Raw genomic sequence first — 14,654 nt, 5'->3', positions numbered from 1 at the left:
TATAATATCAGCAGCAAATTATTATATCCCTTTTACCGTCTCCACACATGTGGAGTGCGTGGTAAGGATATATCGGGAGGATGTTTACGAAGCTCAGTTAGATCAATAAATACAGGCGTTGGAAGGATATGTACATCCACCAACGCTTTTTGTATGCAAACATATGTTTCCTGACAACCTTACACCTCTTGCGTATGGTAATATATAGAATATGAACTTGAGGAGATGTGGTTTATATGAAAATATCTGAAGTATCCTTTCGCAATTTGGATAGACAATTCATTGTAACTTGGGATAAGAAAGTGTTTGATTTTGTTCAGAAGAGTTATGAAATACCCAAATCCGATGCAATCATACTTAGAGGCTATATCGATCATGAATGTGGATTCAGCTTTGTATTTACGTGTTATGCGCTAATGAAGCATAGTATTATTCAACCTATTTTATTAAAGAATTTCGATAGCTTATTAATATTGCGGTCAGGTTATATCAGTGATTGCGAATTTTCGTTCTTATCCCATCATATAAACAACCAAGATATCGAACGAGCTCGTGAGATTACAGATCGTTATTATGATCAAGATGAATTTATATTAGATTTTAGGAATAGGGATGAATTTGACTTGATTCGAGCAGACGATTTTCCCGATGATGTAAAAGTGTATTTAATTGGAGATAACAAGCAAACAGAGGAAGTATGGTGCAGAGTAGAGCGATATAATCCTGATAGTCAAAAGATTGTTTGTAAGCTTTTAAATATGCCATATCAAATTTTTACTTTACAAGAAGGTGATTGCATTGAAATAACTCCTACCAAGTTAGATGAACAGATCGTGTTTTATTGGCAAGAGGGCACATCTTTTTGCAATTAATCAAACAAATTAAAAGAAGTATGGAGGGAACGTTATGAATCAAGATCTATATGATGACTCTCAGCTAGCAGTACTGTTTATGTATATCCCATACTTTGAATCGACCAATAAAAAATATACGGTATCTTCTGGCCAGTTTTCCTTAGATCCATTTACTTACGATGATGCCGCTAGCGAATTTGTAACGAAATTATACCAATCGAATATGATCATCAAATTCAATTGGGGGACATGGCAATCTGAGTCTAAGGAACATTTTCAGAATACCGCTCTCATTTACAATGCTGATTTGAATACAGTTAGAAAACTGTTTACGACGATTATTCGAGCAGACCGATTCAACGCTGGAATGTATGCATCAATGATTGATAAGGGAGTCATATTAGCATTATTGAAAAGATTAAAGGTACTAGTGGATACTCAGGAAACAGGAGGAGCTCAGAATGAATTTATTAAATAAGGCCATTATCATAGCTGCAAAAATGCATGATGGACAAACCGACAAGGGTGGACGACCCTATATTCTCCATCCAATGAGAGTCATGCAAGCAGCAACCACAGAAGATGAAAGAATTGTGGCTGTATTGCATGATTTGATTGAGGACACATCGCATACCTTCAATGAGCTGCGAGATGAGGGTTTCCCTGAACATATTATTCAAGCCATTGACTGATTAACCCGAAGAAATCAAGAGTCCTACGAACAAGTTATTGATAGGATTAGAATGCATCCACTTGCAGCGAAAGTAAAAACGCTTGATATTACGGATAACATGAACTTGGATAGAATTCCGAATCCGACTAAAGAGGATTATAATAGAATCGAAAAATATAGACAAGCACTAGTTAACTTGAATAGAGTATCTGGTCAATTTCTTCAATCTCTCACAATCGGGAGGCTTATTCATCAAAATATACGCTTGTCTGTGAAAAATTTAATCCCATTCAACGACTTTTACAAAACGATGTTTACATCTTTTGCAATACAGTCTCGCAATAAAACTATTAGTTGATTTCATATCAAATGTACAGTCCAGCATATCAAAGTTTGCTGAGCATTGATCACAATTAATGCTATTTAATAAGCTATTGCGGTGTTCTAAAGATATGGCATTCCATATATGTTTGTCACTAGGGGAACACCATAGCCTCTTTTCAATTTGGAGGTATCCTTCATCTTTGCGTAAGAGAAATTGTGGTTTCAATAAATATTCTAATGGATAAATATCATCTCTTGCTGAAATTAATCCTCTAAACAAAGCGACTGCACGTTTCTGATCGTTTTCATCCGTATACTGATATCCAAGCGTCTTTGGCTCTATAAGCTGAACAATAACAAAAGCATCTTCCTCATCTGTCAATTTATAAATGACATTCTCCGGTTTAAATACCTCATCAGCATAATCGAATGTAATCAAATGAAACTCCCTATTTCTCCATTCTGTTCGGATTACCTTGAATACCTGATTTTTGACAAGATCAATGAATCGATCATGATAGAGTGTTAATTCGATACCACTAATATACCCTTCATCGTCCATATCATTGCCATATTCAGTGTCGTAGCCTACTTCATAATCCTCTTCAAATGTGTTCGCGGCTATGGTCATAAGATCAAGGTATGGGGATACAACTTCATCTGTAACATAGGGGATTGTGATCTGTTCTGGCTGCAAATGATGGGTGATTTCGTTCTTACTCGACTCAAACTCATCGACTTGATCTTCTAATCTTGGCTTCAATAAAATATAGCCCATATCAGAGTGATCGCTATAGTAGCAAGTAATTTTCAAGGTTTTCCGCTCCTTCAAGTGTTGTGTCGTATTAGACGCATGAATCATAAAAAGGTTTCCAAATACTGATACTATTCAAATATTACACATAAAAGGAATATTTAAACAAACTCTTGTGCAAACATACACTCGCTGACAGACTGGTGTCGGGTTGGTGGTTATATTGATGGAAACAACCTGTCGAAAAAAGGAATTTCCAGTTGATTTGTGGAATAAGTCTAAAGGAACAACAAAATATGACAGGGCAGACTCATAAATGGCAAAAGATAAATTTTTGCATTACTGAGTCGATTGGAGGTTGGTTTTTGTTAGCGATATTACAAGTTTCGATAGGTGGATGATTTCATAATGAAGGTTTTCATTTTAGAAAAAGGAAGGACAGCTACTGAAAAAGAGCTGAATTATTGGCAATGATCGATTCTAATATAGATAGTGGGATGGTGTGTTAGTGGGTATTCTTGAAAATGTTAATGAATATATTCTCAATATTCCGATAGTAGGCAAAATAGTAACGTTAATAGTAATTATCTTTGCCGTAAATGAGTTAATAGATAAATATACTATGAAAAAAGTGAATGTATTAAAATCAATTTTAGGTATAATACCAAAACGTATTCAGAAAAATAAAGCTAATACTATTAAAAAATATTATGCTACTTTAGAAAGTAAGGAATTCATCGATTGGCAGAATATAGTTTTGAAGAAAATTTACAATGAATATCCGTTTACAAAAGCCTTTGAAACAGAATATCCTGTTGTTTGTTTTAAGTCGGCTAATAAAGCTTCTTATCCATTCGATGATATTTATGATCAAAATGAATTGGTTACATATGTTGAGGATTATAAAATAAATTCATCTATCCAAAAAGAATACAAATATTTAGTTGGCGATAATATCATGAGGCCTACCCTCAAAGGATTTATGTTGGATAGAATAGAATTAGACAATAATGGTGATATGCTAAGGTTTAAAGCAAAAACGGGTACATATGAGCAAAATGTTTATTCAAGTCATATACTTGAATATGAATTATTTCAAACATATAATAAAGGTTTGAATAATATTAATCAAATGTCTGCAGATACCTTAATAGGCCATATGCAACTAAGAAAGGCTATACATCATAATTTATCACAAAAAGATGTTCTTACAACTGGGACAACAAGAAGTTCTTTATTAGGTGTTCAAATTTTTGTTGTTTTTCGTAATCATGAAGATAATCAATACAAGGTTTTAGTGATCAAACGATCTGTAAAAGTTGCTTCTAAACCAGGATATTATCAATTCATTCCTTCAGGTGGGTTTGAAATTTTTGAAAATAGTGATGACGATGAAATCTTAAGAAATAATTTTTCTGTTAGGAAAGTATTGTTTCGAGAACTTATTGAAGAAGCATTTGGTGAAGAAGAGTATGAACATAATGAAAAGGGAGTACCCGTTGAAAATATACTAAATCATAAAAGTATTAAATCGTTAATAAAAATGATAAATAAAGAAGGGGATGAAAAGGGTGTCTTTTTCGAATTTTTAGGAACTGTTGTTGATTTAGTTGGTCTTCGAAATGAACTTTCTTTTATTTTGAGAATAGATGATACTAGTTTTTCGGAAAATACTTTTAAGCCAAACCATGAAAGTAAGGATGTTCAGATAATTGGATTGGATAGACTATCAAAATTCATAAAAAGCGACAAATTAAATCAAGGTAGCGCAGGATTGTTTCATTTAGTAAGTGATCACTATTTATATAAGGAAATAACGGATTAATATTACGTCTCAACACAAGTGGAGTGTGTTGCGTTGCTTGTACGAAATGAAATATTTGCCTAAAAGCCTTATTAATACAGGGTTTTTCCAATGAAACAGCTGGTTTAAATTAGTGATATAGTATTGATTTTTTAGCCATTGGTGTAGAGTTGGTGTGAAAATGTAACACTAACCGGCATAATTCATCCGAAATCATCAGAAATAAGCATAAAACAGGGCACATTTTGAATGAACTGTTATAGTCCTTAAGCATAAGAACCCGAACGATTGGTACAGCAATCGTTCGGGTTCTTATGCTTCTTTGCGATTTTTAAATGGAATGATCAGATCGAACTTATTGGCAGCTTCTTTATCCGCCTTTGATAAAACATGCCCATAGATGTTCATCGTTGTCGGGTGCATATTGAACTTGTAAATTCTATGGATTTATAAGGGGATTGAGTAAAAAGGGTTGTGGAGTGATTGGGGACGCAAAATGTTGCGTCCCCAATATTTATTGTGGGAAAATTTAAATATAAAAACTTTACTTTTTACCACTTTGCATAAAAGCTAGAATCTGATAGAATATAAAGAAATACGATAGATTTAGTAAGAATTAAAAGGAGGCACCTTTCCATGCAAAAACCGAAGCTTGATTCCATACATGAAATGACACATCTGGATCAACTCGAGGCTGAAGCGATTTATATTATACGAGAAGTAGCGGCGGAATGTGAAAATCCCGTGATGCTGTATTCGATCGGGAAGGATAGTTCCGTAATGCTGCATTTGGCGCTGAAAGCTTTTTATCCTGAGAAACCGCCATTTCCTTTCATGCATATTGATACAACGTGGAAATTTAAAGAAATGATCGAATTCCGTGATCGCAAAGCTAATGAATTGGGGATCGAAATGATTGTTCACTCGAATGAAGAAGGTATTAAACAAGGGATCAACCCGATTGATCATGGTGCCGCGTATACGGATATTATGAAAACCCAAGCATTGAAACAGGGATTGGAGAAATACGGATTTACGGCTGCGTTTGGCGGTGGAAGACGTGACGAGGAAAAGTCGCGTGCGAAAGAGCGGATTTTTTCATTCCGGAATAAGAATCACGCGTGGGATCCGAAAAACCAACGGCCGGAAATGTGGAAGCTTTTCAACACAAGAATTAATAAAGGCGAAAGCATTCGCGTCTTCCCAATATCCAATTGGACAGAAAAAGATATCTGGCAATACATTCGAAGAGAAAACATTGATATTGTGCCTCTCTATTTTGCAAAAGAAAGACCCGTCGTCAATCGCGATGGACATATGGTCATGGTGGATGATGATCGGTTGAAACTCGAACCCCATGAAAAAGTTGAAATGAAGAAGATGCGGTTTCGCACATTAGGCTGCTATCCTCTTACTGGCGGTGGCGAGTCGGAGGCGGATACGCTAGATGCCATTATCGAAGAAACGCTTGGTGCGGTTTCATCCGAACGGACAACTCGGGTTATTGACCAAGAAGCGGCTGGAAGTATGGAAAGACGTAAACGGGAGGGCTATTTCTAAAATGAAAAGTCTGCTTAAATTTATTACATGCGGAAGTGTAGACGACGGCAAATCCACCTTAATTGGACATATGCTTTATGAGGCAAAGCTTTTGTTCGCCGACCAAGAAAGAGCATTAGAGCTGGATAGCCGACTTGGCAGCCGTGGCGGAAAAATTGACTATTCCTTGCTACTTGATGGGTTACTGGCCGAACGTGAACAAGGGATTACGATTGATGTGGCATATCGATATTTTACGACGGATCACCGTTCATTCATTGTAGCGGACACGCCGGGACATGAAGAATATACACGTAACATGGCAGTAGGCGCATCCTTTGCGGATCTTGCAATCATTCTTGTTGACGCAACCAAAGGGGTCATTACCCAAACCAAACGCCATACCCGAATTTGCGCACTCATGGGGATTAAACATCTTGTATTAGCTGTAAACAAAATGGATTTAGTTCATTTTGATCAAAAGATATTTGATGATTTAAAAGAAGATTTCTCCCGAACGACCGCTGAATTTCATTTTCAAAGCATACAGGTTATCCCTGTTTCTGCCACAGAAGGGGATAACATTACCAAAAAGTCACAACATACTCCTTGGTATGCGGGTCTTCCTTTGTTGTCATATTTAGAAAATGTGGATGTTCTTGATGCCAACGATACGAAGCATTTTATGATGCCAATTCAGCGTGTATCTCGACCGGACCATACGTTCCGCGGTTTCCAAGGCCAGATTGAGGCTGGGACAATCGCGGTCGGCGATGAGCTGACGACGCTACCTAGTCGTGAAAAAGCGAAAGTCAAACGTATCTTAGTGACAGACCAAGATCGGAATTCAGCACATGCCGGACAACCCGTAACCATTCAATTGGATCGCGAAGTCGACGTTTCACGGGGCTGTGTATTTACGAAAGACGATCAAATCCAAGAAGCTGATAGTTTTAGCGCTACGATTCTTTGGATGGATGATTCCGTACTGACTCCCGGTAAAAATTATTTGGTCAAAGTAGGAACGAAAGTACTGCCCGGTACCGTGACGGCAATTAACAATAAAATCGATATCAATACTGGAAATACGGTTCCAGCCGATCACATTGTTAAAAATGAATTGGCAAAATGTGAATTTTCATTATCGGACAGTATCGTTTTTGATTCCTTTGATCAAAATAAAAGCATTGGTGGATTTATTCTGATCGATCGTGTAACCAATATGACATCCGCTTGCGGAGTCATTGACGAAGCCCTTCAAGGATCCGACAGTTTGGTAGGGCTAGATACGGAAATCACCAGAGATGTTCGTGCTCAGCAAAAAGGTCAAAATCCTCTAACCCTCTGGTTCACCGGTACGGTTTCGGATAAATCAACGCTTGCGAAGGAAGTCGAAAAACGTTTGGTATCGACAGGCCACCATACCATGTTACTGGGGAATGGCCAGGGAGAATCTTTGCAGCGATTAGCAGAAGTTGCAAAATTGATGAACGATGCGGGACTTATTGCATTGGTATCGAATGATTCCCCGATCGAAAACGACCGAGAAACCGCGCGAGACATCATTGGCAAAGAATATATTGAAGTTTATGTAAGTGGACCGCTTGCAGGCAGTTCGAGTACAAATGATACACCTGGGAACCCGGAAATCGAAATCGATACAAGCAAGCTTTCAATCGAAGAAGCTGCAAATTATGTAGTGAAACGAATTATCAGATATTTAATCAATGAGAGTAGTCGTGGGCAATTCCTTAATTTCTAATCCCAACATAACCCTTGTTTGGTAGCGCAATCGAGCAAGAAGTGAAAGTCTCCCGTACACATGCTTAAAAAAATCGATTCAACGAAATAGTCCTTGAAAAATAGTATCCCTACATCATCGTGAATAGTGATGTAGGGATACTTTTCTTGTGTCCGCGGCGATCGTTAGAGCGTACGGAATAACCGAATTTCTTCACTTTTTAAAAAAAAGAGATCGTAGTTCTAGTCAGTGCGCTGATTCAAACGTCATATCATTTAAACCAAGTTGCAATAGCTGCGATATTAAATGGGTTTTTATTTTTTGTTTTCTCGTTTATTTTGCGAAGAAGAGACGGGAATCGAAGTCATACATAGGATAAGGAAACGGCAGGTTGAATGTAATCATTCGCCTGCCCTTTCTGCTGTTAATTTGATCAACAAATTAATTGGTTTGACAGAGGGGCATTCCCTCCCCCTAAGGTTACATTAGTCGATCTTGATCTCATCCTTGTGTTTATCGACCCAATGTTTAAAGGATGTCGTAGGTATCCCGAACCGCGCTAAAGCCTCATAATCCACTATAGATCCTACATCATTCATCCAGTCATGAGAATTCACTACACCAAGATGGAGTCCCCTTGCTACGGCAGCTTCATTGCTCAATGACACGGAAGTAACTTTTTTGCCCGTTACTTCGGTCAGGATCGCGGCTGCCTCTCCCATGGTGAGCGATTCCCCCGCAAAAGTAATATCTTGTTTATGAAAAAGCTCAGGTTGTTCAAATGCCGCCCTTGCAAAGGAGGCGATATTCGCACCACAGATCATATCTACGCGTGTATCCGGCTGTAAAGCACTGAAGATGATGCCTTTCTCAAGCTCGGGATTCATAAATTGTGCCGAGGTTTCGGTGAAATTTTCCATAAACCAGGTAGGGTGCAGGATGGTCCATGAATCGAATCCGGCGTTCCGGATATTATCCACAATCTCCCATTTATGATCCCAATAGCTGACGATAGATGCATGTTTATTCCAGCGTGGAAACCTGTCGGAGCCCATGGAAGAGGTATGGACCACTTGGCGTACTCCCGCTTTAATGGAAGCCTGTAACAGGTTATAAGCATTTTGCGGTTCCACCGACGAGTCATTCGGGTCTGTATATTGTACCGAAAACATGGCTGTGACGCCGGCTAGAGCGGCACTCAAAGTTTCGGGCATACTCATATCGCCGTAAACGGCCTCGGCACCCGCTTTGACTAAAAGCTGTGCGGCTTCCAAATCAGGATGGCGAGTAAGAATGCGAACACGATGGCCATGCGCCAATAATTCACGTGCAACGTTACCCCCTTGGGTTCCAGTTCCTCCGACAACCAAGATGATTGGTTTCGCTTTGGACTCTTTGGTTTCTATGGACATATCTAAACCTCCTGAATGACTTATTGTTTGCGATCGCATGCTAAATATATCACTTAAGACAATCAAGGTCAATACATAAGTAATAATAAACATTACCGAAGTAATGTTATGTAATATAAAGGTTTAGACTTCATAATGGTGCCAAAGGATAACCGCAAATCCGCGCTGCAAGGATGAAAATCACCCTTACAGCAGCCGAGTAACCCTAAGTCACCAAGCTACCGGGAAAGCGTGGGAAAGCGACAGGTTTTGTTCTTGAGATGGGTTTGAAGCGGTCGTGCTCTGGTTTTGCGGAAATTTTGTTTATTTATCGCTTGATGTTTATTTTGGATGATTAGAAGGGGGAGAGAAGCGAGATTGCAAATAACCGGTGATGGGAGTCGTGGAACGGCTTATTTATCATGCGGAGAAATAATACGGAAGCGGCAAAGGGGCTCCACCAAAAACAACTGGAGTAGAATACTAGCCAATTGCCATGAAAACGATTCTCAATTCACTACTAGCAAATTTTCAAACCGCTTCCTGCTTTCTTCCAGAACATCGAAACCACCGTTAGCGATTGCCCAATGAATACATACGCCATTGGCTATATAACACATCGAATCATGCAAATCTTCAGCACTCGCCGGGTTTTTCACTTGACCCGCGTCTTTGGCTCGTTGAATCAGAGTTGGAATAATGCTGCCCAACAACGATGATTTACCTTTATCGAACGCAATTTGGTTTCGAAAGTGGACCCTGTAAAATTCCTTGGTCAGTTCGACTCCCGAATGAACAATGTGTTTAACATAAATCTCCATTGCTTTCATGGCCTGATTGGCATAATCACTGTCAGACAGAATGTCCAGAATATCATCATTGGATATCAGATTGTCAACCAAAAAGAATTCAGATATTAACTCATCCTTGGATTTGAAATAGTAGTAAAACGCGGTTTTTGTCCCATTAATCTCTTTACAAATCTGATTAAGCGTTACTTGATCGAATCCGTGTTTCATAAATAAATTTATAGCTGTGGACAAAATAACTTCTTTTGTTGTGCCTCTAGTGCTCATTTGCGTCGGGTTGTGGTGCAAAGCTCTGATTCATGATAACATCAATTAAATGAAGTCATGGGATGAAGCCTACAAATGACTCGTGGCAATCATTGATTTCATGTTATCTGAAAATCGGGATATGCAGGCAGCTAAACGCTTCTTTACTAAGGCTTTATCCTCTCTGCATAATCAAATCCTACGTGTAATCACCCTGGATAAACATCCAGCCTATCCACCCGCAATACAAAATTAATAAATAAGAAATCTCAACCTAGAACATAGGAGGATTACATGGCCTGGAGCAAATTGAAGCAACAACTGGAGAGTTTTCTCTGCCCTGCGTTATATGGAAGGGTCGAATACCGTGCAACTAGCTACCGTTATTTACCTGATAAAGCAGGACATTGTTATATTGCAGTAGATAAAAAGAACATACTCAATATGAGTGATATAACTACCTTAATCAGATGGTATCAGACGGAGCTGGAAATTAAGAATGATTCAGATATCCAAATTCCTATCAATAATGAAGAAATTGAAGCGGTCAGAAAAGAGGCCAAGGGGATAGTTCCGGAGGATCGTCTAAAAGTAATTGCAAGAAGTAGAAAAATATCAGAATATGCAAAGGAGCTTTTGTCAGCACAGTCAACATTAAGTAAATCAAATTTTATCGTTGTAGCTAATAAGTTTTTATCCATTTCTATAGAGGAAAGCATAGAGAGCAATGATATCTTATTGAATATTCTAGCTTTGGTGGACAGACGAGTTGGGAAAAAGCGAATTGTAAACATGACCGAGAAGATGAAGTTAAAGCATCCAATTGTGCAGTATTTTTATGAACTACGGCTTAGTACGTTATGAAAATAAATAACTTCAATTAGATCGGATGGACGAAACCCTCAGCTGATGCAACGAAATGGCTGCCTGTTACCTTCACTGGCGCAGCAAAAGCAAAAGAAGCGGATCTCGCAGCCTTGTTGTTCGGGTAATTCCGGCCAGCATCGAGGCTCCACAAACTTCAACCCGAATCTGCCCGAATTGTTCGCACGCCTATTGGTCGAAAGAACTGGATGTTTTCTAACACACCGCACGGCGCAAAGGCCAGCGCATGATCTACAGCATGATCGAAACCACCAAAGAGAATGGATTGAATCGGTTTGTCAATTTGACCTATTTCTTTGAAAAACAAACCTTCCCTCTAACTTGCCGTGTATTCTATAAGAAAAATACTTAAGTCCCCGTCCTTTTGCGATTGCACAAGGTGGGGGCTATTTTACGCTTACGTTAAATTCGAATGCTTTTTGAAGTCCGTTTCCCGCAAAAAAAATCATCCAAAGAACTAGATTAATTGCTGTGCCGATCATTTTATGAAAATTTTATATTTATCCTACTTATTCTTTTAACAGTCTCCCCTATTCTAAATGTATGAATGGAAGGAGGAAGCTGGGAATGAAGAAGTGGGGTTTTTGGCATGGTTTCATGAAAAAATTAAAGAAATGGATTCGCAAGGATTCAGCGGCTGCATGGATATTTCTCGTACCGAGCGGTGTCGGATTTGCGCTGTTCTACCTGATTCCGTTTGCCATTGGCGTGTTCTATTCTTTTATGGACAGTACGGTAGATAGCCAGTTCGTGGGATTGGATAATTACCGCGAGCTGCTTGCGAGTGGTTCCTTCCGAAAGGCTTCATCGAATACGTTTTATTTTAGCGTGGTTAGTGTTCCGCTTATACTTGCGCTGTCCTTAGGCTTGGCGATGCTGTTGAATACAAATATATATCTGCGAAAATGGCTGCGAACTGCCTATGTGCTGCCGCTTGTCGTACCAGTCGCCTCGATTATTCTGATCTGGCAAATGCTGTTCGATTGGAACGGCTCTTTGAACGCCTGGTTGAGCGGCAACGGATTCGAACGTGTGGATTGGATGAAGACCGATGCGGCCCGAAATGTAATCATTGTCGTTTATTTATGGAAGAACATCGGCTATAACGTGATTTTATTCTTGGCCGGGCTGCAGCAAATCCCGAGGGATTATTATGAAACCGCCCAAATTGAAGGAGCAGGGCGTTTGCGGCAGTTTAGCAGTATTACAATTGTCTATCTAACATCCACCATGTTCTTTGTAGTCATCATGTCGATCATTAATTCGTTTAAAGTATTTCGGGAAACGTATTTGATCGCAGGCGATTATCCGCATGACAGTATATACATGATGCAACACTATATGAACAATATGTTCACGTCGCTCAATATTCAGAAGCTGACTGCCGCGGCGACCTTGATGGTGGGCTGTATTCTTCTGATCGTCATGGGATTGTTTGCGCTTGAACGGCGGTATCGGCAGTTCATGGAATAGGGGGACGGAAGGCTGTGCTAGTTGCCAAAGTATTGCGAAAAAGTGCGTTAACGGTCGTCATGGGCGCTATTGCTGTCATGTTATTATTCCCGATTGTGATCACTTTCACAAATTCGCTCATGACCGAACAAGAAATTGGCATCAATTATGGACCCATAGGGCAAATGAACAAAGCGGCTGCTGGGAGAACCAATCTTTATGTGAATTTAAAATTGCTGCCGGATCAAGTGACCTTGGAGCAGTATGGCAAGGTGTTGGTGGGCAGCCCCAGATATCTGGCGATGTTCTGGAATTCGGTGTTTATGGTAGTGCCGGTCATCGCAGGACAAACCCTCGTAGCAGCACTTGCTGCGTACGCGTTCTCCAAGCTGCAATTTCGTGGCCGGGACCCGTTGTTTCTTGTCTATGTCTTGACCATGCTCATGCCATTTCAAGTGACACTAGTGCCGAATTACATAATGGCGGATAAGCTTGGGCTGCTGAATAGTACGAATGCGATTATATTACCTGGGATTTTCGCAGCTTTCGGCGTGTTTATGCTCAGGCAGTTCATGCTGGATATTCCATATGCCTACATCGAAGCGGCCAAGATGGATGGAGCTGGGCATTTGCGAATTTTCTGCAAGATTATGATTCCGATGATCAAACCGGGCCTGGCTGCACTTGTTATTCTCTTGTTCGTCGATTATTGGAACATGGTGGAGCAGCCGCTTATTTTTCTGGACGATCCGTTCCAGCAGCCACTATCCGTTTATTTATCCAGGATCAATGGTGAAATGGGGATTGCCTTCGCTGCATCCATGCTCTACATGGCTCCGATGGTGCTGTTGTTTCTGTATGCGGAAACGCATTTCATTGAGGGCATTCAATTGTCTGGCATCAAGGGGTAGTTCTTGCGAAGCTGATGCTTGCGATACAAATTTGCTTAAACAAAACTCAGACAATGCTTAAGAAGTAAACTTTCCAATGGAAGGTTCTTAGGAGGAGAAAGACGGGATATGGAGTTAGAAAACGAGCCATCTGATCGTAGGCGCAAACGAACCATTCTAGTCGTGTTCATTGTTTTTATGGGATTGTTACTATTTTTTACGTTGTTCAGCAACACGCTGCAGTCGCTGGCATTACCGAAAGTGAGAACGGAAAAGCCGGCTAATGGAAGTCTTTTATTTACGATCGAAGGTAGCGGTATGCTGCAACCGGTCGCCGAAGCGAGATTAGCGAACCCTGCTGGCTTGAAGGTCCAAAAGATTCTCGTGAAAGAAGGAGATCGTGTGAAGAAGGGGCAGCAGCTAATCATTTATGACAGCAAATCTGTTGAACGAGAAATGGAAGATGAAATCACCAACTTGGACAAGCAGAAAATCGGGCTGCAGAATATGCAAGATCAGTTCATCCAGTCGTCCATGGAAGGAGATGAACTCAAAATTCGGAATGCAAGACGCGATATAGAAACGCAAAAACTTGATCTAGGCATGCAGGAACGTAAGGTTAACGAGTTGAGAGACCGTCTGACAAACCAACAGGAAATGATCGCTCCATTCGATGGTATTATAACGAAATTGAATGCCCTTGAAGGGGTAACATCAGCAGGAGAACCAGATATTCTTATTGCGAACAGCAGCCTAGGTTATCGATTCGATATTTCTGCCGATTCAACTCTGTTGTCCAGCTTAGGGATTTCAATCGGAGAGAAGATAGAGGTCGAAGTACATACTGTCCAAGAACAACAGGCCCGTATGATCGATGGCACGATTGATGAAGTGGCGAATGCAGAACCGCGCACCGAGAGCGTATCTGGAGAGGAAGCAAGGCTTACCCCAACGATTCCGCAGAAGGCTCTTCGCGTTAGTGTCAATGATTCCGAGCTGAAAGGGGGTGAGAAGGCAGAGATCAAATTCGAGAAACGCTCACACCAAGAGGGACTAGTTATATCCAATGAGGCGATTCATCAGGATCGTGAAGGCATGTTTGTTTATAAAATTGACGAGCAGAGGGGGGCATTAGGCAATATCTTTGTTGCTCGTAAAGTCCGAATTCAGTCCAGTGAAGCGAATGGCAAAGAAACAATGATCCAAACGGATAGTATCTATGAGGTCGACATGATTATTCTGGAGAGCAGTGAGCCATTACAAGACGGAAACCGTGTTCGTCTGCAATAGTT

General features: G+C 40.1%; 14 protein-coding genes and 1 pseudogene. 12 read left to right on the top strand and 3 right to left on the bottom strand.

What is annotated here, in order from left to right; genetic code table 11:
• Positions 1-236: 236 nt before the first annotated feature.
• Genes G9U52_RS07260 through G9U52_RS41315 form a run of 3 tightly spaced genes read left to right on the top strand, consistent with a single transcriptional unit; the run spans position 237 to position 1,546 of the window.
• A complete protein-coding gene (locus G9U52_RS07260) occupies positions 237-872 on the top strand; it encodes a hypothetical protein (protein WP_166147758.1) in 636 nt (211 codons plus the stop codon).
• A gap of 34 nt (positions 873-906) precedes the next feature.
• A complete protein-coding gene (locus G9U52_RS07255; RefSeq protein ID WP_166147756.1) occupies positions 907-1,332 on the top strand; it encodes a DUF6508 domain-containing protein in 426 nt (141 codons plus the stop codon).
• Positions 1,316-1,546: a hypothetical protein gene (locus tag G9U52_RS41315; protein ID WP_311764816.1), complete on the top strand. Its 231-nt coding sequence runs from the start codon at positions 1,316-1,318 to the stop codon at positions 1,544-1,546. Before G9U52_RS07255 ends, G9U52_RS41315 begins: the two co-directional genes overlap by 17 nt.
• Before the next feature lie 261 nt (positions 1,547-1,807).
• Here G9U52_RS41315 and G9U52_RS07245 read toward each other — a convergent pair whose 3' ends face one another.
• The gene (locus tag G9U52_RS07245) at positions 1,808-2,665 is read right to left on the bottom strand and encodes a hypothetical protein (RefSeq protein WP_166147753.1); all 858 of its coding nucleotides are present in this window, start codon (positions 2,663-2,665) and stop codon (positions 1,808-1,810) included.
• 448 nt (positions 2,666-3,113) lie between these two features.
• On the opposite strand from G9U52_RS07245, the gene G9U52_RS07240 reads away from it, so the two are divergent.
• The 3 genes from G9U52_RS07240 to G9U52_RS07230 all read left to right on the top strand — a co-directional run bounded on the left by G9U52_RS07240 (position 3,114) and on the right by G9U52_RS07230 (position 7,710).
• Positions 3,114-4,430 (top strand): hypothetical protein, encoded by a 1,317-nt coding sequence (locus G9U52_RS07240; protein WP_166147751.1) that lies wholly within the window; start codon positions 3,114-3,116, stop codon positions 4,428-4,430.
• Between the two features lie 615 nt (positions 4,431-5,045).
• On the top strand, positions 5,046-5,969 hold the full coding sequence (gene cysD / locus G9U52_RS07235) for a sulfate adenylyltransferase subunit CysD (RefSeq protein WP_166147749.1): 924 nt from the start codon (positions 5,046-5,048) through the stop codon (positions 5,967-5,969).
• Positions 5,857-7,710: a GTP-binding protein gene (locus tag G9U52_RS07230; RefSeq protein ID WP_243767183.1), complete on the top strand. Its 1,854-nt coding sequence runs from the start codon at positions 5,857-5,859 to the stop codon at positions 7,708-7,710. The genes cysD and G9U52_RS07230 overlap by 113 nt, the downstream gene beginning before the upstream one ends.
• 464 nt (positions 7,711-8,174) lie before the next feature.
• On the opposite strand, the gene G9U52_RS07225 is transcribed toward G9U52_RS07230, so the two are convergent.
• On the bottom strand, positions 8,175-9,101 hold the full coding sequence (locus G9U52_RS07225) for an NmrA family NAD(P)-binding protein (RefSeq protein ID WP_166147747.1): 927 nt from the start codon (positions 9,099-9,101) through the stop codon (positions 8,175-8,177).
• Positions 9,102-9,589: 488 nt separating this feature from the next.
• Positions 9,590-10,156, bottom strand: a complete 567-nt coding sequence (locus G9U52_RS07220; protein ID WP_207952827.1) for a TetR/AcrR family transcriptional regulator — start codon at positions 10,154-10,156, stop codon at positions 9,590-9,592.
• Positions 10,157-10,256: 100 nt separating this feature from the next.
• Between G9U52_RS07220 and G9U52_RS07215 the strand changes: the two genes are divergently transcribed.
• From G9U52_RS07215 to G9U52_RS07190, 6 genes and pseudogenes are all read left to right on the top strand, one after another.
• Positions 10,257-10,391: a DDE-type integrase/transposase/recombinase gene (locus tag G9U52_RS07215; RefSeq protein ID WP_375790237.1), complete on the top strand. Its 135-nt coding sequence runs from the start codon at positions 10,257-10,259 to the stop codon at positions 10,389-10,391.
• 38 nt (positions 10,392-10,429) lie between these two features.
• Positions 10,430-10,999 (top strand): SF0329 family protein, encoded by a 570-nt coding sequence (locus tag G9U52_RS07210; RefSeq protein WP_166147740.1) that lies wholly within the window; start codon positions 10,430-10,432, stop codon positions 10,997-10,999.
• A gap of 191 nt (positions 11,000-11,190) precedes the next feature.
• A pseudogene (locus tag G9U52_RS07205) lies at positions 11,191-11,372 on the top strand (IS66 family transposase); the annotation flags it as partial.
• 245 nt (positions 11,373-11,617) lie between these two features.
• Positions 11,618-12,493 (top strand): carbohydrate ABC transporter permease, encoded by an 876-nt coding sequence (locus G9U52_RS07200; RefSeq protein WP_166148214.1) that lies wholly within the window; start codon positions 11,618-11,620, stop codon positions 12,491-12,493.
• Between the two features lie 59 nt (positions 12,494-12,552).
• The gene (locus tag G9U52_RS07195; RefSeq protein WP_166148211.1) at positions 12,553-13,383 is read left to right on the top strand and encodes a carbohydrate ABC transporter permease; all 831 of its coding nucleotides are present in this window, start codon (positions 12,553-12,555) and stop codon (positions 13,381-13,383) included.
• Between the two features lie 108 nt (positions 13,384-13,491).
• The gene (locus G9U52_RS07190; protein ID WP_166147738.1) at positions 13,492-14,652 is read left to right on the top strand and encodes an efflux RND transporter periplasmic adaptor subunit; all 1,161 of its coding nucleotides are present in this window, start codon (positions 13,492-13,494) and stop codon (positions 14,650-14,652) included.
• Positions 14,653-14,654 lie beyond the last annotated feature (2 nt).

Source organism: Paenibacillus agricola (assembly GCF_011440305.1).
Taxonomy (GTDB): domain Bacteria; phylum Bacillota; class Bacilli; order Paenibacillales; family NBRC-103111; genus Paenibacillus_S; species Paenibacillus_S agricola.
This window is presented reverse-complemented; position numbering and strand designations above follow the sequence as displayed.

Excerpts from the sequence above, each read along its gene's own strand:
- G9U52_RS07255 (WP_166147756.1), top strand. The coding sequence starts at position 907 with ATGAATCAAGATCTATATGATGACTCTCAGCTAGCAGTACTGTTTATG.
- G9U52_RS07230 (WP_243767183.1), top strand. The coding sequence starts at position 5,857 with ATGCCATTATCGAAGAAACGCTTGGTGCGGTTTCATCCGAACGGACAA.
- G9U52_RS07220 (WP_207952827.1), bottom strand. The coding sequence starts at position 10,156 with ATGAGCACTAGAGGCACAACAAAAGAAGTTATTTTGTCCACAGCTATA.
- G9U52_RS07215 (WP_375790237.1), top strand. The coding sequence starts at position 10,257 with ATGTTATCTGAAAATCGGGATATGCAGGCAGCTAAACGCTTCTTTACT.
- G9U52_RS07195 (WP_166148211.1), top strand. The coding sequence starts at position 12,553 with ATGGGCGCTATTGCTGTCATGTTATTATTCCCGATTGTGATCACTTTC.
- G9U52_RS07190 (WP_166147738.1), top strand. The coding sequence starts at position 13,492 with ATGGAGTTAGAAAACGAGCCATCTGATCGTAGGCGCAAACGAACCATT.
- G9U52_RS07260 (WP_166147758.1), top strand. The coding sequence starts at position 237 with ATGAAAATATCTGAAGTATCCTTTCGCAATTTGGATAGACAATTCATT.
- G9U52_RS41315 (WP_311764816.1), top strand. The coding sequence starts at position 1,316 with ATGAATTTATTAAATAAGGCCATTATCATAGCTGCAAAAATGCATGAT.
- cysD (WP_166147749.1), top strand. The coding sequence starts at position 5,046 with ATGCAAAAACCGAAGCTTGATTCCATACATGAAATGACACATCTGGAT.
- G9U52_RS07225 (WP_166147747.1), bottom strand. The coding sequence starts at position 9,101 with ATGTCCATAGAAACCAAAGAGTCCAAAGCGAAACCAATCATCTTGGTT.
- G9U52_RS07210 (WP_166147740.1), top strand. The coding sequence starts at position 10,430 with ATGGCCTGGAGCAAATTGAAGCAACAACTGGAGAGTTTTCTCTGCCCT.
- G9U52_RS07200 (WP_166148214.1), top strand. The coding sequence starts at position 11,618 with ATGAAAAAATTAAAGAAATGGATTCGCAAGGATTCAGCGGCTGCATGG.